General features: G+C 58.5%; 10 protein-coding genes. All 10 read right to left on the bottom strand.

Annotation, left to right across the window (positions count from 1 at the left end):
• Positions 1-5 precede the first annotated feature (5 nt).
• Entirely contained in the window at positions 6-1730 is a 1725-nt protein-coding gene (gene pilB / locus BMZ17_RS11650; RefSeq protein ID WP_093138739.1) for a type IV-A pilus assembly ATPase PilB, read from the bottom strand.
• A gap of 328 nt (positions 1731-2058) precedes the next feature.
• Positions 2059-2793: a class I SAM-dependent methyltransferase gene (locus tag BMZ17_RS20950; RefSeq protein WP_139202897.1), complete on the bottom strand. Its 735-nt coding sequence runs from the start codon at positions 2791-2793 to the stop codon at positions 2059-2061.
• Between the two features lie 1193 nt (positions 2794-3986).
• Positions 3987-5156, bottom strand: coding sequence for a glycosyltransferase family 2 protein (locus BMZ17_RS11660; RefSeq protein WP_139202899.1), 1170 nt, complete (start codon positions 5154-5156; stop codon positions 3987-3989).
• Complete coding sequence (locus tag BMZ17_RS11665; RefSeq protein ID WP_139202900.1) at positions 5149-6810, bottom strand: hypothetical protein; 1662 nt, start codon at positions 6808-6810, stop codon at positions 5149-5151. The genes BMZ17_RS11660 and BMZ17_RS11665 overlap by 8 nt, the downstream gene beginning before the upstream one ends.
• Positions 6807-8342, bottom strand: a complete 1536-nt coding sequence (locus BMZ17_RS11670; RefSeq protein ID WP_093138742.1) for an NAD(P)/FAD-dependent oxidoreductase — start codon at positions 8340-8342, stop codon at positions 6807-6809. Before BMZ17_RS11670 ends, BMZ17_RS11665 begins: the two co-directional genes overlap by 4 nt.
• Complete coding sequence (locus tag BMZ17_RS11675; protein WP_139202902.1) at positions 8339-8806, bottom strand: GtrA family protein; 468 nt, start codon at positions 8804-8806, stop codon at positions 8339-8341. The genes BMZ17_RS11670 and BMZ17_RS11675 overlap by 4 nt, the downstream gene beginning before the upstream one ends.
• Complete coding sequence (locus tag BMZ17_RS11680; RefSeq protein ID WP_093138744.1) at positions 8803-10716, bottom strand: hypothetical protein; 1914 nt, start codon at positions 10714-10716, stop codon at positions 8803-8805. The genes BMZ17_RS11675 and BMZ17_RS11680 overlap by 4 nt, the downstream gene beginning before the upstream one ends.
• Before the next feature lie 88 nt (positions 10717-10804).
• Positions 10805-11224, bottom strand: a complete 420-nt coding sequence (locus BMZ17_RS11685; RefSeq protein WP_175485563.1) for a pilin — start codon at positions 11222-11224, stop codon at positions 10805-10807.
• 356 nt (positions 11225-11580) lie between these two features.
• Entirely contained in the window at positions 11581-13035 is a 1455-nt protein-coding gene (locus tag BMZ17_RS11690) for a sigma-54-dependent transcriptional regulator (protein WP_093138745.1), read from the bottom strand.
• Between the two features lie 94 nt (positions 13036-13129).
• Positions 13130-14758 carry a sensor histidine kinase gene (locus BMZ17_RS11695; RefSeq protein WP_254775286.1) on the bottom strand — a complete coding sequence of 543 codons (1629 nt, stop codon included), beginning with the start codon at positions 14756-14758 and terminating at the stop codon, positions 13130-13132.
• Positions 14759-14923: the final 165 nt, after the last annotated feature.

The following is a 14923-nucleotide window of genomic DNA, read 5'->3' on the forward strand; positions in this document are numbered from 1 at the left end:
CTCGCTTAATCCTTGGTCACACGGTTGATCTCGGCCAGGCTCGTCAACCCTTGCTTCGCCTTCCAGAGCGCGGACTTGCGCAGATCGCGGATGCCCGAGCGCTCGGCCGCTTCGGCAATCTGGATCGCTCCGCCGCCTTCCAGCACGATGGTGCTGATCTCATCGGTCATCGGCATCACCTGATAGACGCCGACACGGCCTTTGTAGCCCTCGGTACATTCATCGCAGCCGACGGCCTCGTACAGCATCATCCCGTCGTCGAGATCAGCTTGGGTGAACCCTTCCGCAAGCAAAGCCCGCGGTGGGAGATCGTGTGACTTCTTACATCGTGGGCATAAGCGACGAGCGAGGCGCTGAGCGATCACCAGCGTGACCGAGCTGGTGATGTTGTAGGGCGCAATGCCCATGTTCATGAGGCGGGCGATGGTCTGCGGCGCATCGTTGGTATGCAGGGTCGACAAAACCATATGGCCGGTCTGGGCCGCCTTGACCGCGATTTCGGCCGTTTCCAGGTCGCGGATTTCGCCGACCATGATGATGTCCGGGTCCTGGCGCAGGAAGCTGCGCAGGGCGGCGGCAAAGGTCATGCCGCGCTTGTTGTTCTGCTGGACCTGGTTCACGCCGGGCAGGCGAATTTCGACCGGATCCTCGGCGGTGGAGATGTTACGGGTCTCGTCATTCAGGATGCCCAGCGCGGTGTACAGCGACACGGTCTTACCCGAGCCCGTCGGGCCGGTGACCAGCACCATGCCATAGGGCTTGTGGATAGCATCCAAGAACAACTGCTGCTGGTCCGGCTCGTAGCCCAGCTTGTCGATCCCCAGCTTGGCCGCGCTGCCGTCCAGGATACGCAGCACGACCTTCTCGCCGAACAGGGTCGGCAGGGTGCTGACGCGGAAGTCGATCTGTCGGGTCTTGGACAGATTTAGCTTGATACGCCCGTCTTGCGGCACGCGTTTTTCAGCGATATCCAACTGAGCCATGACCTTCAAGCGGGCCGCGATGCGCTGATTCAGCTTCTGTGGCGCGCGCGCGACGGTCTTAAGGATGCCGTCGATGCGCAGGCGTACGCGGTAGTCGGTTTCGTAGGGCTCGAAGTGGATATCGGAGGCGCCCTTGCGGATTGCGTCCACCAGCACCTTGTTGACGAACTTGACCACGGGCGTGTCATCGCCCTTGGCGTCCACTCCAGAATCGCCGCTCTCGTCATCCCCGGCAGCCGTATCCAGGCTATCGAGGCCTTCTTCATCCCCGGCCAGCGCACTCAATGAGTCGGAGGCATTACTCCATGCTTCCAATGTCCGGCGTAACTGGTCATCCGCGACCAGAATCGGCTCCACGACCAGATTGGTGTGGAACTTGATCTCGTCCAGCGCTTGCATGCGGGTCGGATCGGAGACACCCACGTACAGCTTGTTGCCGCGCTTGAACATCGGTAGGACCTGATGCTTCTGCAGCAGCTCTTCGCTGACCAGCTTCAGAGCATTCTGCGAGGCGTCGAATGCCGAGGCATCCATCAGCGGGATACCGAACTCGATGGCATTGGCTGCCGCAAGCTGCGATGGGGTGACGAGCTTTTTTTCCTGAATCCACTGAGCCAAAGGGGTGCGTGCCAAGGATGCATCCGCCATCGCTGACCTCGCGATGCCTTCTTCCATCGCCCCGTCCATGACTAAACGGCGAGCGATCCCTGTGATGCCAACTAGGTTGGGTGCAGCTTGCGCGTTCATGAGGGCTCCCGAAACAGATTGGACAGATTAGCGCAAATCACGATTCGAAGTGCCCAGGTGGCGCAACTAATCATCCTCAATCTAGCGATCCCTATCGTGCAGCTACGAAAACGATAGGCGCCTTGTACGGTTGTATTTAGAGGGCTGTCACTAGAGATATCTCTACGAAGCTAGAGTTGCGTACGATCCGGGCTGTGATGATTTATATGCGTTAATTCGATGCAATCCTGGTGTCAGGTCGGGATTTTGGAAATTTAGTCGGGTTAGATGGCTTGAATATGTGTCAGAAATTCTAGGCTGTGAACATTATCTGGCTTGACCTCAATCCTTAAAAACGCCCCTTAACGATATATCCAAATGATGTAAGTGGGAACATGAATTCTAAGGCGCGGAATATTTTTTCTACCAGCGATATAAGTGCTTTATTGTACTTTCTGTCTGTCTTTAGCTTCATCTCAGTAGCATAAAATTTATATGGGACTATTTCCCACTGCTCAAGGTTCGCGCGAAGGCAAAGGGTATTGAGAGTCTTGTACGTGAAGTTGCAGGTGTGGTCCGGATGCTGAGATTCTCGGCCGATCAATCCCATCATGAAATTTGAAATGCTACAGCCATTTGGAGTCGATAGAATAAATTCAATGCCTGGCAATTTAGCCTTAATTCGCGTAAGGAATGAGGTTGCATCCTCCAGGTGCTCTATTAGCTCTCCAGCCACCAATGCATCAATATGGTTCATTCCTATTCTAGAATAATCAACATCCAGCGCGTCCTGCCTAATAATGCGACTATTTTTTCCTGTGATTATTTCGGCATCACTTGGGATGCGTAAGGAATTATCTATGCCAACAACTTGTTTGGCGGTCTCGCTGATCCTTCCATGTAGCCAGTGTCGAGTGTTTTGCTTAATCAAAGATGTTTCATCTAAGCAGCCTAAATCAAGGACGTTCTTGCCCTTGCAGAAGTTGGCGATAAAATCCAGTCTGTCAACTGGGCGATCGACGTTAATTTTCTCGAAATTTTTGTAAGCTATTCGACTGCGTTGCCGGATCTTAAAATTATCCATGCCCAAAGCCTTTTGTGAATGGTTGGGGATTTTATGGGATTTTTAATATTAAAAAAATTCCGAAAGATATGAGGGCTAGCCCTGCCCACTGGATCATTGATAGTTTCTCATCATAAAAGAGCCAGGCTGAGATTCCAACGAGAAAATAAAAAAAAGAACCTGATATCGCGAAAGAGATCGCAATTTTTTCCTTGCTGAGTACAATTAGCCAGACTAGATAGCCGCTTATTTGTAGGGAGAGGGCCAACCAAGTCAATGGACTAACCACAAGGTGTGCGACGAAATCCAGCATCCCTCCTTGAATTGCATGTCGCGCTGTTGCTGTGCCTACTACGCGCTTGAGAAGTAGTTGCGCGGTAAGTGTGCATAATGTGCTGGTGGCAATGAGAATATATAAAATTCCATTCAAGAGTTGTATCCAAAATAAGAGAGGCGATAGAGAAGTGAAATAAGGGTGGCGACGGGGCGAGGCCAGATTCTTCCAAAAACTAATCGGTCTTCGGCTAGTCGCGTGCCATCCACGATGCACTTGCTCGTGGCGCTGTCTTCATGAATTCGACGGGTCACAAGTCGCTTGTTGATGTGCATTATAGGATGCGTTTTGGAGAGTTGGAGCCATGCCAGCCAGTCCATGTTGGTGTAAAAGCATTCTTGGAAATGGAAATCGCGACACTGACGTCGGTTCAATGTGACTGAGGTGCAGATAATTGGATTGCCAAATCCCAGTAGGATGCGTCGTCTTAGGGGGCTATTTATCTGGCCGCTCGGGTAAGAGGCCGCTGCAATAAGCCACTGTTTGATGCGGTTGTTCCATGCGGGTGACCTGAGTCGCCCATCTTTATGGATCTCCCCGTTATCGCAAAAAGTGAAGGACGCTTCGGGTTGTAGAGAAAATGTCTCTACAGTGGCAGTGGTGAACTCCGGCAGATAGCAATCGTCTTGGTGGGCCAGTGTTACTAGATCGGTATCCGTTGCATCGAGTGCAGCATTCCAGTCAGGTCCTATGCCTCGGTTGGGTCCGTGAATATGCAGTCGTGCTCCAAAGCGCTCAGCGATCTTATCGATACCTGTAAACGGTGTGGATGTCGAGATGACGATTGGCGATATTGTTGTCTGAGCGGATAGTGAACTCAGGCAGTCTTCTAGATGCTTGGATGAGCCATAAGCCACTACGACGAATGAGTGGCTGAAAGTCACTTGGTACTACCACGACAGTCTGGCTGCCGGATTGCTTCGAGGACGAAAGCGGACAAGCCCATTTCACCTCCTACTGCAAGCAACGTTACAGATGGGATGACCAATCGCATTGTAGAACGAGGATCTAGCTCGCCAAAGCCATCCATTGCCCAGCATCCGAATGCGTAAAAGGACATCGCGACGCCGCCCAAAAAAATCGTGCTCGCAAAAATCAAGCCCAGCTCCAGACTAAAATCGCGCGCGAACCAAGCTGTAAAAATATTTTCTGGCAGCCATCCGCGCTGAGCTGCGACGAATCGTGTCAATACAGCGAAAAGCATCATTTGGACGCCGAGGGTAATGGCTGCGCCTGCATAGGATAACGTGTGAATGTCAAAACCCAGTCCTGCCAGTCTCCATGCATGCGCTCCAATCGTAAGCATGCCAGCCAATCCTGTAAAAAATAGCAAAGCTCCAGGCAGAAGGAATAGCCACCTAGGACTGTGTAGCAGCAAAAACTTCAAATGACGCCAGCCGTCGCGCCAAGTTCGCAGATGGGGCGGGCGCCCGCGTCCGTCCTTATAAAGCCTGACCGGCACCTCGCTGATCCTCAGTCGATGCAGGGCGCTCTTTACCACCATCTCGCTCGCGAATTCCATGCCGTTGCACTGCAAGCGCAGTTTGCGTATCGCGTCTCTGCGAAATCCACGAATGCCACAATGGAAATCCCCGATGGCGCTGCGGTAGAACAGGCGGCCGATAAAGCTGAGTACGGGGTTGCCGACATAGCGGTGAAGGAAAGGCATGGCATTCGTTGCAATACCGCCCTGAAATCGGTTGCCCATCACCAGGTCTGAACCCGCGCGCAGCTTCTCAAGCATGCCTTCCAGTGCCGAAAAATCATAACTGTCGTCGGCATCGCCCATGATGATGAACTGACCGTTCGCCATTTCGATGCCGCACTGAAGGGCTGCGCCGTAACCCCGTTCCATCGCGGTCACCACGCGAGCCCCCTTTTTAATTGCTAACTCGGGAGATCCGTCTAAGGAGCCGTTGTCCACGACGAGGACTTCTCCCGCGACTGCGTATCGGGAAAGAAATGCCATGGCCTTTTCGACACAAAGCCCGACGGTCGCGGCTTCGTTCAGGCAGGGCATCAGGATCGTCAGTTCAATTTCTTCATTCATGAGGCTGCGTCGCTGGAAGCTTCCACATTGAGCCGCGGTAATCACGGCTGACCTCAATGGCATCCGGGGCTAAATCGCGCATGATGCGCCTTTCGGCATCCTTGCCTTGAGCGACAAGATAAGTCACGCGCTGATGCCCTGGAAAATTTTGAACAAGTGCGTCAACCGGCAACGTGGGATTCATAGTGATGAACACGAACCAGTTTCCTTCAGGAGGGGGAACAAGTCGTTCGGCGAGGACATCCTGAAGGTTGGTCCGCGTGGTCCATAGGAAGACAGGTGTAGCCAACAGGCCGGCGAGAACGAAGGCGGATGCGTATTTCCGTACCTGCGGAGATACAAGTGCGAACCACATGCCCGCGCAGATGGGCAGGATTCCCCAAGCAGGATGGATATATCGATAGCCCCATCCGTATCCCTGACTCATCGGGACGAGAAAATAAAAGGCGAAGGTGAGAACAAAGGCGCTCGCCATTACCCAGAGCAGTGGACTCCAGCGGCGCATCAAGATTGGCAGGCAAAGCAGCCCCGGACACGCCCAGATCCAGATCTTCCATGCGGCGTGCCAGCGCGCGACGATGAGCCCCCATGATGGCAAGGTAAATAGCGTTGACACGCGTGCAATCCATCCGCTCAAAAAACTCTGGCCCGCTATGTGGAGCTCAGTTGCGTCGTTTCGCATGATGCCGAGCGAAGATGCCAGCGCGGGCCAGCCAAGGAGGATCAGTATGAAAGGGAGATATCCGATCGCCAGCGCAGGCAATCTTTTCCAATTCTCTCTTCTCGAGAAGAGCCATACGAGACAGGGAAGGGCGGTAAGGGCGTGCGGAATGGGGTTGATCATGATCAATGCCATGCCACCCACCAAGCCGGCCATAAATGCGTTTCTCCATCCGCGCCGCAGGAGAAGCCAGATATAAAGGAGATTGAACGCCAGCAGGCCAGGCATAGCATAGAACGAAATCGCGTTGACCGTGAATGCAGGTGAGGCGATTGCTGCAAGCATCGCCCATCCCCTGCTGCTTGCGTTTCCGCTCGCTTTTACAGCCAGGTCGCCTATCAGCCATAGCGCCAGAATCGAGAGGGTCGGATTGAGGCACATCTCGAGATGGACAGCGACGAATGGCGCCATCAGCAGAGCCAATCCCGGCCAGTACGCCGACATCGCGTAGCCGGTATCAAGATTGGCCATGACGAAGTAGCCCAATGGCGGAGCCACCATGAGCTGGGCAAGGCCGGGCGGGTAATCGATGGTCAGGCTTTGTCGAGCGAAGGCATGTGCCTGCAACAGCGGGGCATATTCATCCATGGTGTATGGATGGGACAAGTACACGTATCGCGTGCCGGCGACGAGCACAATGAACATCGCTGCACAGGTCGTCTTAGGATGGCTTGTAATCGCATCCGCTGCGCGCTCTGTGAATCGCCTCACTCCCGGCAAGGCTAGGGATAGGCAAAGAGCAGCCAACATTGCAACGGCGTGGGTCGGGTCATCAAAAAAGAATTGCTGCCCGAAAAAGCCAAACGCCCAGCGCGGAACACCTTCAGGGCGCCCTCCCAGAATGATCAGCGGGGCAATCGTCGCGATGGCGACGACGCAAAGAACGAGCGGCCATGCACGCCTCTGTGGAACGCTGGGAAAAATCGTGTTCATGGTTTCTCTTCGTGGTATTCGTCGTCCACGTTGATGGACCAGATTGCTGCCTTGTCTACTTGATGAAAAGCAATCTGTCTCGCAGCTTCCCTTGCTGTCAGCATTGAGTGGTCCTGGTTGTTGTAGCGGTGCATGCCGTTTCGGCCGATCAGGAACAGGTTGGACACTGCGTCCACGGCAGCCTGCAATTCATCGAAGCGTTGGTAAGCCTCTCCGAAGTAGCCAGGGTAGGCTTTGGGGACGCGCAGTACGACGGCATCTGCGGCATCTGCGGCACTGACCAGGCCAATCTGGCGCATTTCGTCCTGCGCCAGGCGTTTCAGTTCCTCGTCTGGCATTTTCCAAAGCGGGTCGGTCTCATGGCAGAAGAATTCCAGCCCCATCCAGACGGTATTGACCGGGTCGGCCACCATGTAAGGACTCCAGTTATTGAAAACCTGGACTCGGCCTACGCTGACCCCGGGCTCCTGGATGTAGATCCAGTTGTCATCCAGCTGCCTTGGCAGGGCACTGCGTGGGTACAGCAGGCCGACAGTGATGAAGTCACGATAAGAAAGATTCGCGGCAATCTCCCGCACCGGCGCTGGCCATGCTGCTGCCGATGCTGACACCAGGTCCTTGATCGGCATGGTGGAGAGCAGTTGGCTACATTCAAGTGTGTGATGCAGGCCTGCCTTATCTCTATAGCGCACGCTGCGAACGACGCCATCGATGATGTTGATCTCGTCAACGCAGCTGTTCATCAGCAAGCTGCCGCCTTGCCGTTCGAAGCGGTTTGCCGCGGTTTCCCACATCTGGCCAGGGCCGTACTTCGGGTACAGGAAGCTCTCGATCAGGGAGGTCTGCTCCGTGTCCTGGTGTCGCCTGAACAGCTGGCGCAGGGAATGGCTGACGGCCTTGGTGATGGACAGGCTCTTGATGCGCTGTGCGCCCCAGGCCGCGCTGATCTGCTCACAGGGGACGCCCCAGACCTTTTCCGTGTATTCCTTGAAGAACTGGTGATAGAGCTTGCGGCCGAAGCGATTGATCATGAAATCGCGCAGCGAGCGTTCCGTGCGGATCGGATTAAGGCGGGCCCAGATGTAGCTCATCCCGTAGACGCCCGTCTTCCAAGGCCCCAGCTTCAGGACGCTGGCGGCATTGAGCTTCAACGGGTAGGAAAAAAAGCGCTTGTTGTAATAGATGCGGGACAAGCGGCTGCGAAGCAGAAGCACATCATTGTCAGATTCGCTGGCGGTGGCTTGTGGGGCGATGGAGCTTGCGCCCTGATAACGGAGTTCTCGCGCAGTTTCTGGATCTGTGGGCGCCGCGACCGGCAGCAATCCACGCCACCACTCCATGACCCAATCCGACTTAGAAAAAAAGCGGTGCCCGCCGATATCGATGCGGTTGCCGTGATGCAATACGGTGCGGGAAATGCCTCCAACTTGGGCGTCAGCTTCGATTACGGTCACGTCGTTCACGCCTGCGGCCTGGAGTTCCAGGGCCGCAGTCAATCCGGCCGGTCCAGCGCCGATGATCACAACCTTCATGCCTTGGCTTTCCTGACGGTGAACAAGAGTAGGGAGCGAATGACATAGTTGAAGGCGAACGTCGCCATCGCCGAGGCAAGTCGCACATATTCGGGCTTGAAGTGCAACTCTTCGATCCCGACGAACAGGATCGCTTGGGTCAGTACGAGTCCGGTGAGGCCGATGGCCAGAAAACCAGAAAGTTCCTGGGCTATGTGCTTCCGGAGTCGGCGGGTGCTGAAGACCCAGCGAATGCTGGCCAGATACGCGGCCAGCGCTCCTGCCATGAAGCCGATGCAGGCTGCGATCCACCAGGGGAGTTGGAGCAGGCGTAGCGACAGCCAGAACAGGCCAAAATCCAGTGCCAATGCGGCAGCGGAGACAAATAGATAGCGCAGAAACTGAGCACCCCTGGATCGGTATCCGCGTGCGCTGTCATCCATGGGAAGCCCATAGCGCGCGGTGGCGCTGCAGTCGGGAATCACGGTTTTTCTCCGGTCGGTTTGTCCGCGAAATCCGTGCAACGGTAGAGATAGAGGGTTGTAAGAGGATGGCCCGACTGATCATGCACCTTCCATTGGCCGATCACGCCACGCTTTTGTCGGATCGGCATGACGAAGAAGTCCGGGGGCGACAGGTCGCCGTAGGGTGTACACAGGACGGAGAGCGCTGACGAAGGAACTTCGCAGGCTTCGCGAGGCACTTTAGCTGTCTGTTTCCATTCGCATTCGGCGATGCTGGTTTCGGCCTGCGAGATTTGCAGGTTTCGCTTGATGCCAGTGATGGATGTCTCGCGATTGAACATCTGTCCGGACATCTGGAAAACGCTGAAATAGCTGGCGCGGTTGAGTGTCATCCATGCGCCCAGAGGAAGTTTCTCCACTGAATACCAGTAAACCTGGGCGCTCTCCGGGATGGATGTGCCAAACACATCCACTTCGTCGGCATGGCGCTCAAAGGTGCGTGTCCACGGGCTGCGCGTGTCCCAAGCGATCGTCGAACCGGCCACTGCGGCAATCCCCAGGCCCAGGAGCAGTATGGTTCCTACTCTCGAGGCGCGCTGATGCAACCACCACAGCGCCGCCGCCAACAGGCCAAGCACCAGCGGATACGAAAGGAGAACCACATCCACGCGCATCAGCGCAAGCGTGCTGCCGTACAGCCGGAACGATTCCCAGCCACCCAAGAAGTAGCGCAGCAGACTGACGACCAAGATTGCGACCAGCGCTGCGGCAATCAACCGGCGGGCGCGTAGTTGGATGCTGGTCCTCCGGTATTGCAAGAACATGTGCAAAGGGATCAGCGCCAGCACCAGCAGGACGGCGGAGGAGCCGGGCAGGCTGGCACCAAGGATAGCGATGGAGGCCAGCAGAAGTGCCGACAGGCGCCCCTCCTCCCTCAGCGCCTGGACCAGCAACCAGGGGATGGAGGCCATCGCCAGCCAGTGCGCACACCACAGCACTCGCCAAGGCTGCAGGCCGGTCGGTAGCACCAGCCTAGACAGGTCCGCCAGCACGACAGTCGCGGCCAGTCCCACCAGCGTTGCGTGCAGGATGGCCCGTGTCAGCTCAGCCAGGCGATTGTCATTGGACGCTGCTGTCGTGGAGGCGACGTGGAGCAGGTAGGCGTCCGTCAACGCCACGCACCAGTCGATGGGGCGCCAGTTCTGCAGAAAGATATGGCCGCTGTAGGTATTAATGATTTCCAGCCAGTCGGCATCCATGACCTGATACAGCTGGTTGAGGGGCTTAACACCAGCCCAGCCCAGCACCATGACGGGCACCACAGCCAGCAGGCACCAGAACCAGCGCTTTTCGCGGGCCGCCAGCCAGCACCAAGCCACGATCGCCCCGGGCAACGCTTGCAGCGGATGCAGGACCGCTGCAAGTACGATGGCGATCGCGGCCGGAATGAGGCGCCCCCGAACCGTGCAGGCGAGGGCAACCAGCACCAGACCTTCAGCATAAGGGCGTGAGGTCAGGAAGGGCTCGGCGTAAGCGAAGATGCCAAAGGCACCATAGCGTGCGGGCATGGCCAGAACTGCCAGTAGCGCGGGCATCCGCCATGCTTTAGGGAAAATGGCGCGGATCAGCAGCCAGCTGGCCGCAAAGAACAGTACGCGGCCCACCAGGCTCAACCACAAAAAGACCGTGCCGGGGTTGAAATGGGCGATCAGTGCGGCGATTAGGCGAGGGAACAGCGTGTAATCGCCTTGGTTGCCTGCAACGAAAAAGAAGTCGTGCGCGTAAATGCTGGGATAGAGCAGGTAGAGCGCCTGCACTAGGTACAGGGGGGCGTCATGGCGGATGCCTGTATATGGATGCAGGTAAAGCAGCAGGGCGATGGCGAACAGCCAAGGAATCCCGCGATGGAAGTGACGATCAATGCCAGGCAAAGGAAAGTTTCCGATCAAAACAAACCCCGCCGAGGCGGGGTTTGTATAGGCATGGCCAGCATCCGAAGCGGATGCACTGCGCAGATGGTTAGCCCTTGCAGCTGCCCGGGCGATACTTCTGAGGAATCGAGCCGGCGCAGACCCAATCCACAGCGGCAGTCGTGCTGTTCATGGTGCCTCTCAGGGTAACGGTTTGGGTGTCAACACCGGCGCCGATGCTTTGCGCCGTCGCGGTGATCGTGCTGCCATCCCAGGTCACGCCCGACACATATTTCGAAGATTGAGTCTCGAAGCCGCTGTAGGCGGCGGGCGGCAGCGCGTTGTTGGATGATGCGTACTCGGAAACTGCAGTGCGCAGTGAGGACGCGGCGAGAACGACTTCCGACACCTTGGCCTTCTTGGTGTAGTCAGAATAGGCCGGCAGTGCGATGGCGGCCAGGATGGCGATGATGGCGACCACGATCATCAGTTCGATGAGGGTGAAACCGCCCTGCATGTTCTTCTTCATGAAGTTATTCCTTGGATGGATTGGCTGGATGGAGTTGCTGGGGACACTGTCTCCCCCGTGTCCCCGGACTGACCTGGACCGTGGGTGCCGTGGAAGCCCACGTGCGGGTAGATCGAAGCAGGAAGCGTGCCAAGCTTTGGGTTGTCGTTAGCGGGGTGATTGACTGTATTCAGCTGCACCGCCCGATTCGATCCGGAGCCCGAAGGTGCGAGCCTGACTCTTTAGGTCACAAGGTGACGCGATAGGTCAGGCCGGTTAAGGGTGTAACTGGATCAAAGGCCAAATGCGACAAAAGCCTCCTTTCTCCGTCTTGGAGAAGTCCTCCACTGAAGAGCATATCGGCAGTGCTACTGCGGTTACTCAATTCCGAGTTTCTTGAGCTTGTAGCGCAGGGCGCGGAAGGTAATGCCGAGTTGGGCGGCGGCCTTGGTCTTGTTCCAGCGATTGTCTTCAAGCGCCTTATGGATCGCGGCGCGCTCCATCTGCTCGATGTAGGAGGGCAGGGGGCCGTCACTTTCGCTCGTGTTCCCGCCGGCAAGTCCGTTGCTTGGCAGTGGCGGTGTGCCTAGGTGAGGCGGGCTGGAGCGGAACGGGTCGTAGTCCTGCAGCGCTGGGGCTTGAGGTGCCTGCGGCGGCGGGCTGCGGCGTTCGACTTGCGGCAGGCGCAGGTCGCCGGCGTCGATGGCGTCTTCGTCGGCCATGGCCATGGCGCGTTCGAGGATGTTTTCCAGTTCGCGGACGTTGCCCGGGAAGGGGTAACGCGCCAGCACGTCGAGTGCGGCGGGTGTCAGGCGCGGAGCAGGGCGGTCCTGGTTGCCGCCCAGGCGGGTCAGGATCGCCTTGGTCAGTAGCGGCAGATCGCCGGTGCGCTCGCGCAGCGGCGGAACGCGCAGTTCGATGACATTGATGCGGTAATACAGGTCGTGGCGGAAGCGGCCGTCGTGCGCCAGTTCGCCCAGATCCTTGTGCGTGGCCGAGAGGATGCGCACGTCGACCTGGATCTCGCCCGAAGCCCCAACCGGGCGCACGGCTTTTTCCTGGATGGCACGCAGCAGCTTGACCTGCATGGGCAGCGGAAGCTCCGCCACTTCGTCCAGGAACAGGGTGCCGCCGCTCGCTGCCTGGAACAGGCCCTGCTTGTCAGCGTGGGCGCCGGTGAAGCTGCCTTTTTTATGGCCGAAGAATTCGCTTTCCATCAGTTCGGCCGGGATCGCGCCGCAGTTGACCGGAATGAATGGGCCGGCTGCACGGGCACCCTGCTCGTGGATGGTGCGGGCGACCAGTTCCTTGCCCACGCCGGATTCGCCCAGGATGTAGACCGGCGCCTGGCTGCGGGCGACCTTGCCGATGGTCTCGCGCAATTCGGCCATCGCCGGCGAATCGCCGAGCAGGCGCATCGCGTGCTGTGCCGGTGCGGGCGTCGGCGCGGGACGCTCGCTGTTGTTGAGCTCCAGTGCATGGCGCACCAGGCCGCGCAGGACGTTGATGTCCACCGGCTTGCTGACGAAATCGAAGGCGCCCGCCTTGAGGGCCTCTACCGCCAGTTCGACATTGCCGAACGCGGTGATCATCGCGACCGGTGTCTTGGGGAAGTTCTTGGAGATCTCGCTCACCAACTCGATGCCGTTGCCGTCGGGCAGGCGCATGTCGGTGAAGCACAGATCGTAGGTGTTGCGCGCAAGCAGCTCGCGCGCTTCGCCTACATTGGCGGCGGTGTCGATCCGAAGGCCCATGCGACCCAGGGTCAGGGTCAGCAGCTCTCGGATGTCGCGTTCGTCATCGACGATCAGGGCGCTACGGGGGTCGCTCATCATGGTCTCGCGTGGCTTGCGATTCAGTCTAACTGCTGAACGCGCCGATGGGGGAGAGTGTTGCTGCCGTCATTTCGGCCCGTGACGCAGGGCATCAGGCCGACAGCAAGCTGTTGGGTCCGGGCATGGCAATCCGGAAGCAGCTGCCGCCGCCGGGGACGGCGACGTATTCCAGCGTGGCCTGGTTGGCCCGGCACAGTTCGCGCGCGATATAGAGGCCCAGGCCCGTGCCGTGCTCGGACGTGGTGAAGAACGGTCGGAACAGTTGTGCCGCCACCGCCGCAGGGATGCCGGGGCCGCGATCGAGGATGTCGATCATGGCGCGATGGTCCAGCTGGAAGACGCGCAGGCGGATGCGCGCGGGTTCGCCGGGCAGGCGGCCGTAGTTCAAGGCGTTGTGGACCAATACCGTCACCACCTGATGCAGGTGACGCGGGTCGACCAGCGCGTTGACCTGCCGGTTGCCGGTGACCGCCTCGAGGCTGTCGGTCTCGATCGACATCGATTGCTGGTAGTCATCGATGAACTGGCGGGCAAAGGCGTTGAGGTCGGTGTTTTCCGGGTTCGCCCGCTCGCGTCGGGCCAGGCCCAGCACGCTTTCGACGATGCCGTTGGTGCGCTGGCATTGCTGGTGGATGATGCCGAGCAGGTGGCGGTCGCTCGGGTTGAACTCGCGCGATTCTTCCAGCAACTGGACCGCGTAATTGATGGCGGCCAGCGGATTGCGAATTTCGTGCGCGAGGCTGGCCGAAAAGCGTCCGAGCGCTGCCAGGGTCAGCGACTCGGCGCGCTTGGAGACGACGGTGGCGTCGTCCAGGAAGATCAGCGACAGCTCGCTGCCGGCCAGCAGACGCGCGAAGCGGGGCTGGATGTCGGGCTGGTCCGGCGCAAGGGCCAGCGGTGCTTCCTCGTTCTGCCAGCCGTTGCGCCAGCGCTGCAGGCGGCGGGCAAGTTCGGGGGCCACGTTCTGCAGGAGCGCGCCCACATCAGTGTCGGGAACTTCCGCTGCCTCGCCGAGCAGGCCGGTCGCGGCTTCGTTGGACAATTTGATGCGGCCTTCCAGGTCCACGACCAGCACGCCGGTGCGCATGCGGCGGATGATCAGCTCGTTGACTTCGACCAGGTTGGCGACTTCCGCGCCGCGTTCGTCGGCCAGCTCCTGGCTGCGACGGGCGCGCAGGCCGACCTGCACGGCAAGCAAGCCGACGGCGAGGTAGCTGACACAGAACATCACCACTTCCGCGATCGGGCGTGGCTGGCCGGCGGTTGCAAAGACCGCCACAACGTACTCGATGAAGTGGGCGATCATCGCGGCGACCGCCACCCCGACGCCCCAGCGCAGCGGCAGCAGCGTGCAGGCGGCGGCGACATTGAACAGCAGCAGCATCGCCACGCCCGGCGCCGCTTCCGGCAGGGCGTAGGTGATCAGGCACGCGACTTCGATATCGACGCAGACGCCGATCATCACGGTGGCCAGCAGGCGCTTTTCGTTGCGGCCGAAGAACAGCATGAGCAGCGAAAAGAGCAGGTAGAAAACCGTCACCCCGGTCGCCAGCCGGGGCGACTGGCTTTCGCCCTGGCTCAGGACGTCGGACAGCGGGCTGAACAGGAGGCCGGTGAGGATGCCGGCTTCCAGGACGCGGTAGAGGGCCAGGAAATACAGTTCGCGACGCGGCGCTGAGGCCAGTGCCAAGGCAGGCGTCTTCGAGGGCCCGGTGCTCAAGTTGGGGGAATCCTTCCACTGGATGGAACGAACGCGAGTATAGAGGCCCGGCGCGAAACTGACGCTTTTGCGTCGCAACACGACCTTGGGCGACAATGCGCGGCCCATCGGCACCCGGCTGTCCCCGATCGTGGGACGTGCCCCGGCGCGCGATGCGTACTGACC

The sequence above is a fragment of the Pseudoxanthomonas sp. GM95 genome (assembly GCF_900109775.1).
In the GTDB taxonomy this organism is placed as follows: Bacteria; Pseudomonadota; Gammaproteobacteria; order Xanthomonadales; family Xanthomonadaceae; genus Pseudoxanthomonas_A.

Excerpts from the sequence above, each read along its gene's own strand:
- pilB (WP_093138739.1), bottom strand. The coding sequence starts at position 1,730 with ATGAACGCGCAAGCTGCACCCAACCTAGTTGGCATCACAGGGATCGCT.
- BMZ17_RS20950 (WP_139202897.1), bottom strand. The coding sequence starts at position 2,793 with ATGGATAATTTTAAGATCCGGCAACGCAGTCGAATAGCTTACAAAAAT.
- BMZ17_RS11660 (WP_139202899.1), bottom strand. The coding sequence starts at position 5,156 with ATGAATGAAGAAATTGAACTGACGATCCTGATGCCCTGCCTGAACGAA.
- BMZ17_RS11665 (WP_139202900.1), bottom strand. The coding sequence starts at position 6,810 with ATGAACACGATTTTTCCCAGCGTTCCACAGAGGCGTGCATGGCCGCTC.
- BMZ17_RS11670 (WP_093138742.1), bottom strand. The coding sequence starts at position 8,342 with ATGAAGGTTGTGATCATCGGCGCTGGACCGGCCGGATTGACTGCGGCC.
- BMZ17_RS11685 (WP_175485563.1), bottom strand. The coding sequence starts at position 11,224 with ATGAAGAAGAACATGCAGGGCGGTTTCACCCTCATCGAACTGATGATC.
- BMZ17_RS11690 (WP_093138745.1), bottom strand. The coding sequence starts at position 13,035 with ATGAGCGACCCCCGTAGCGCCCTGATCGTCGATGACGAACGCGACATC.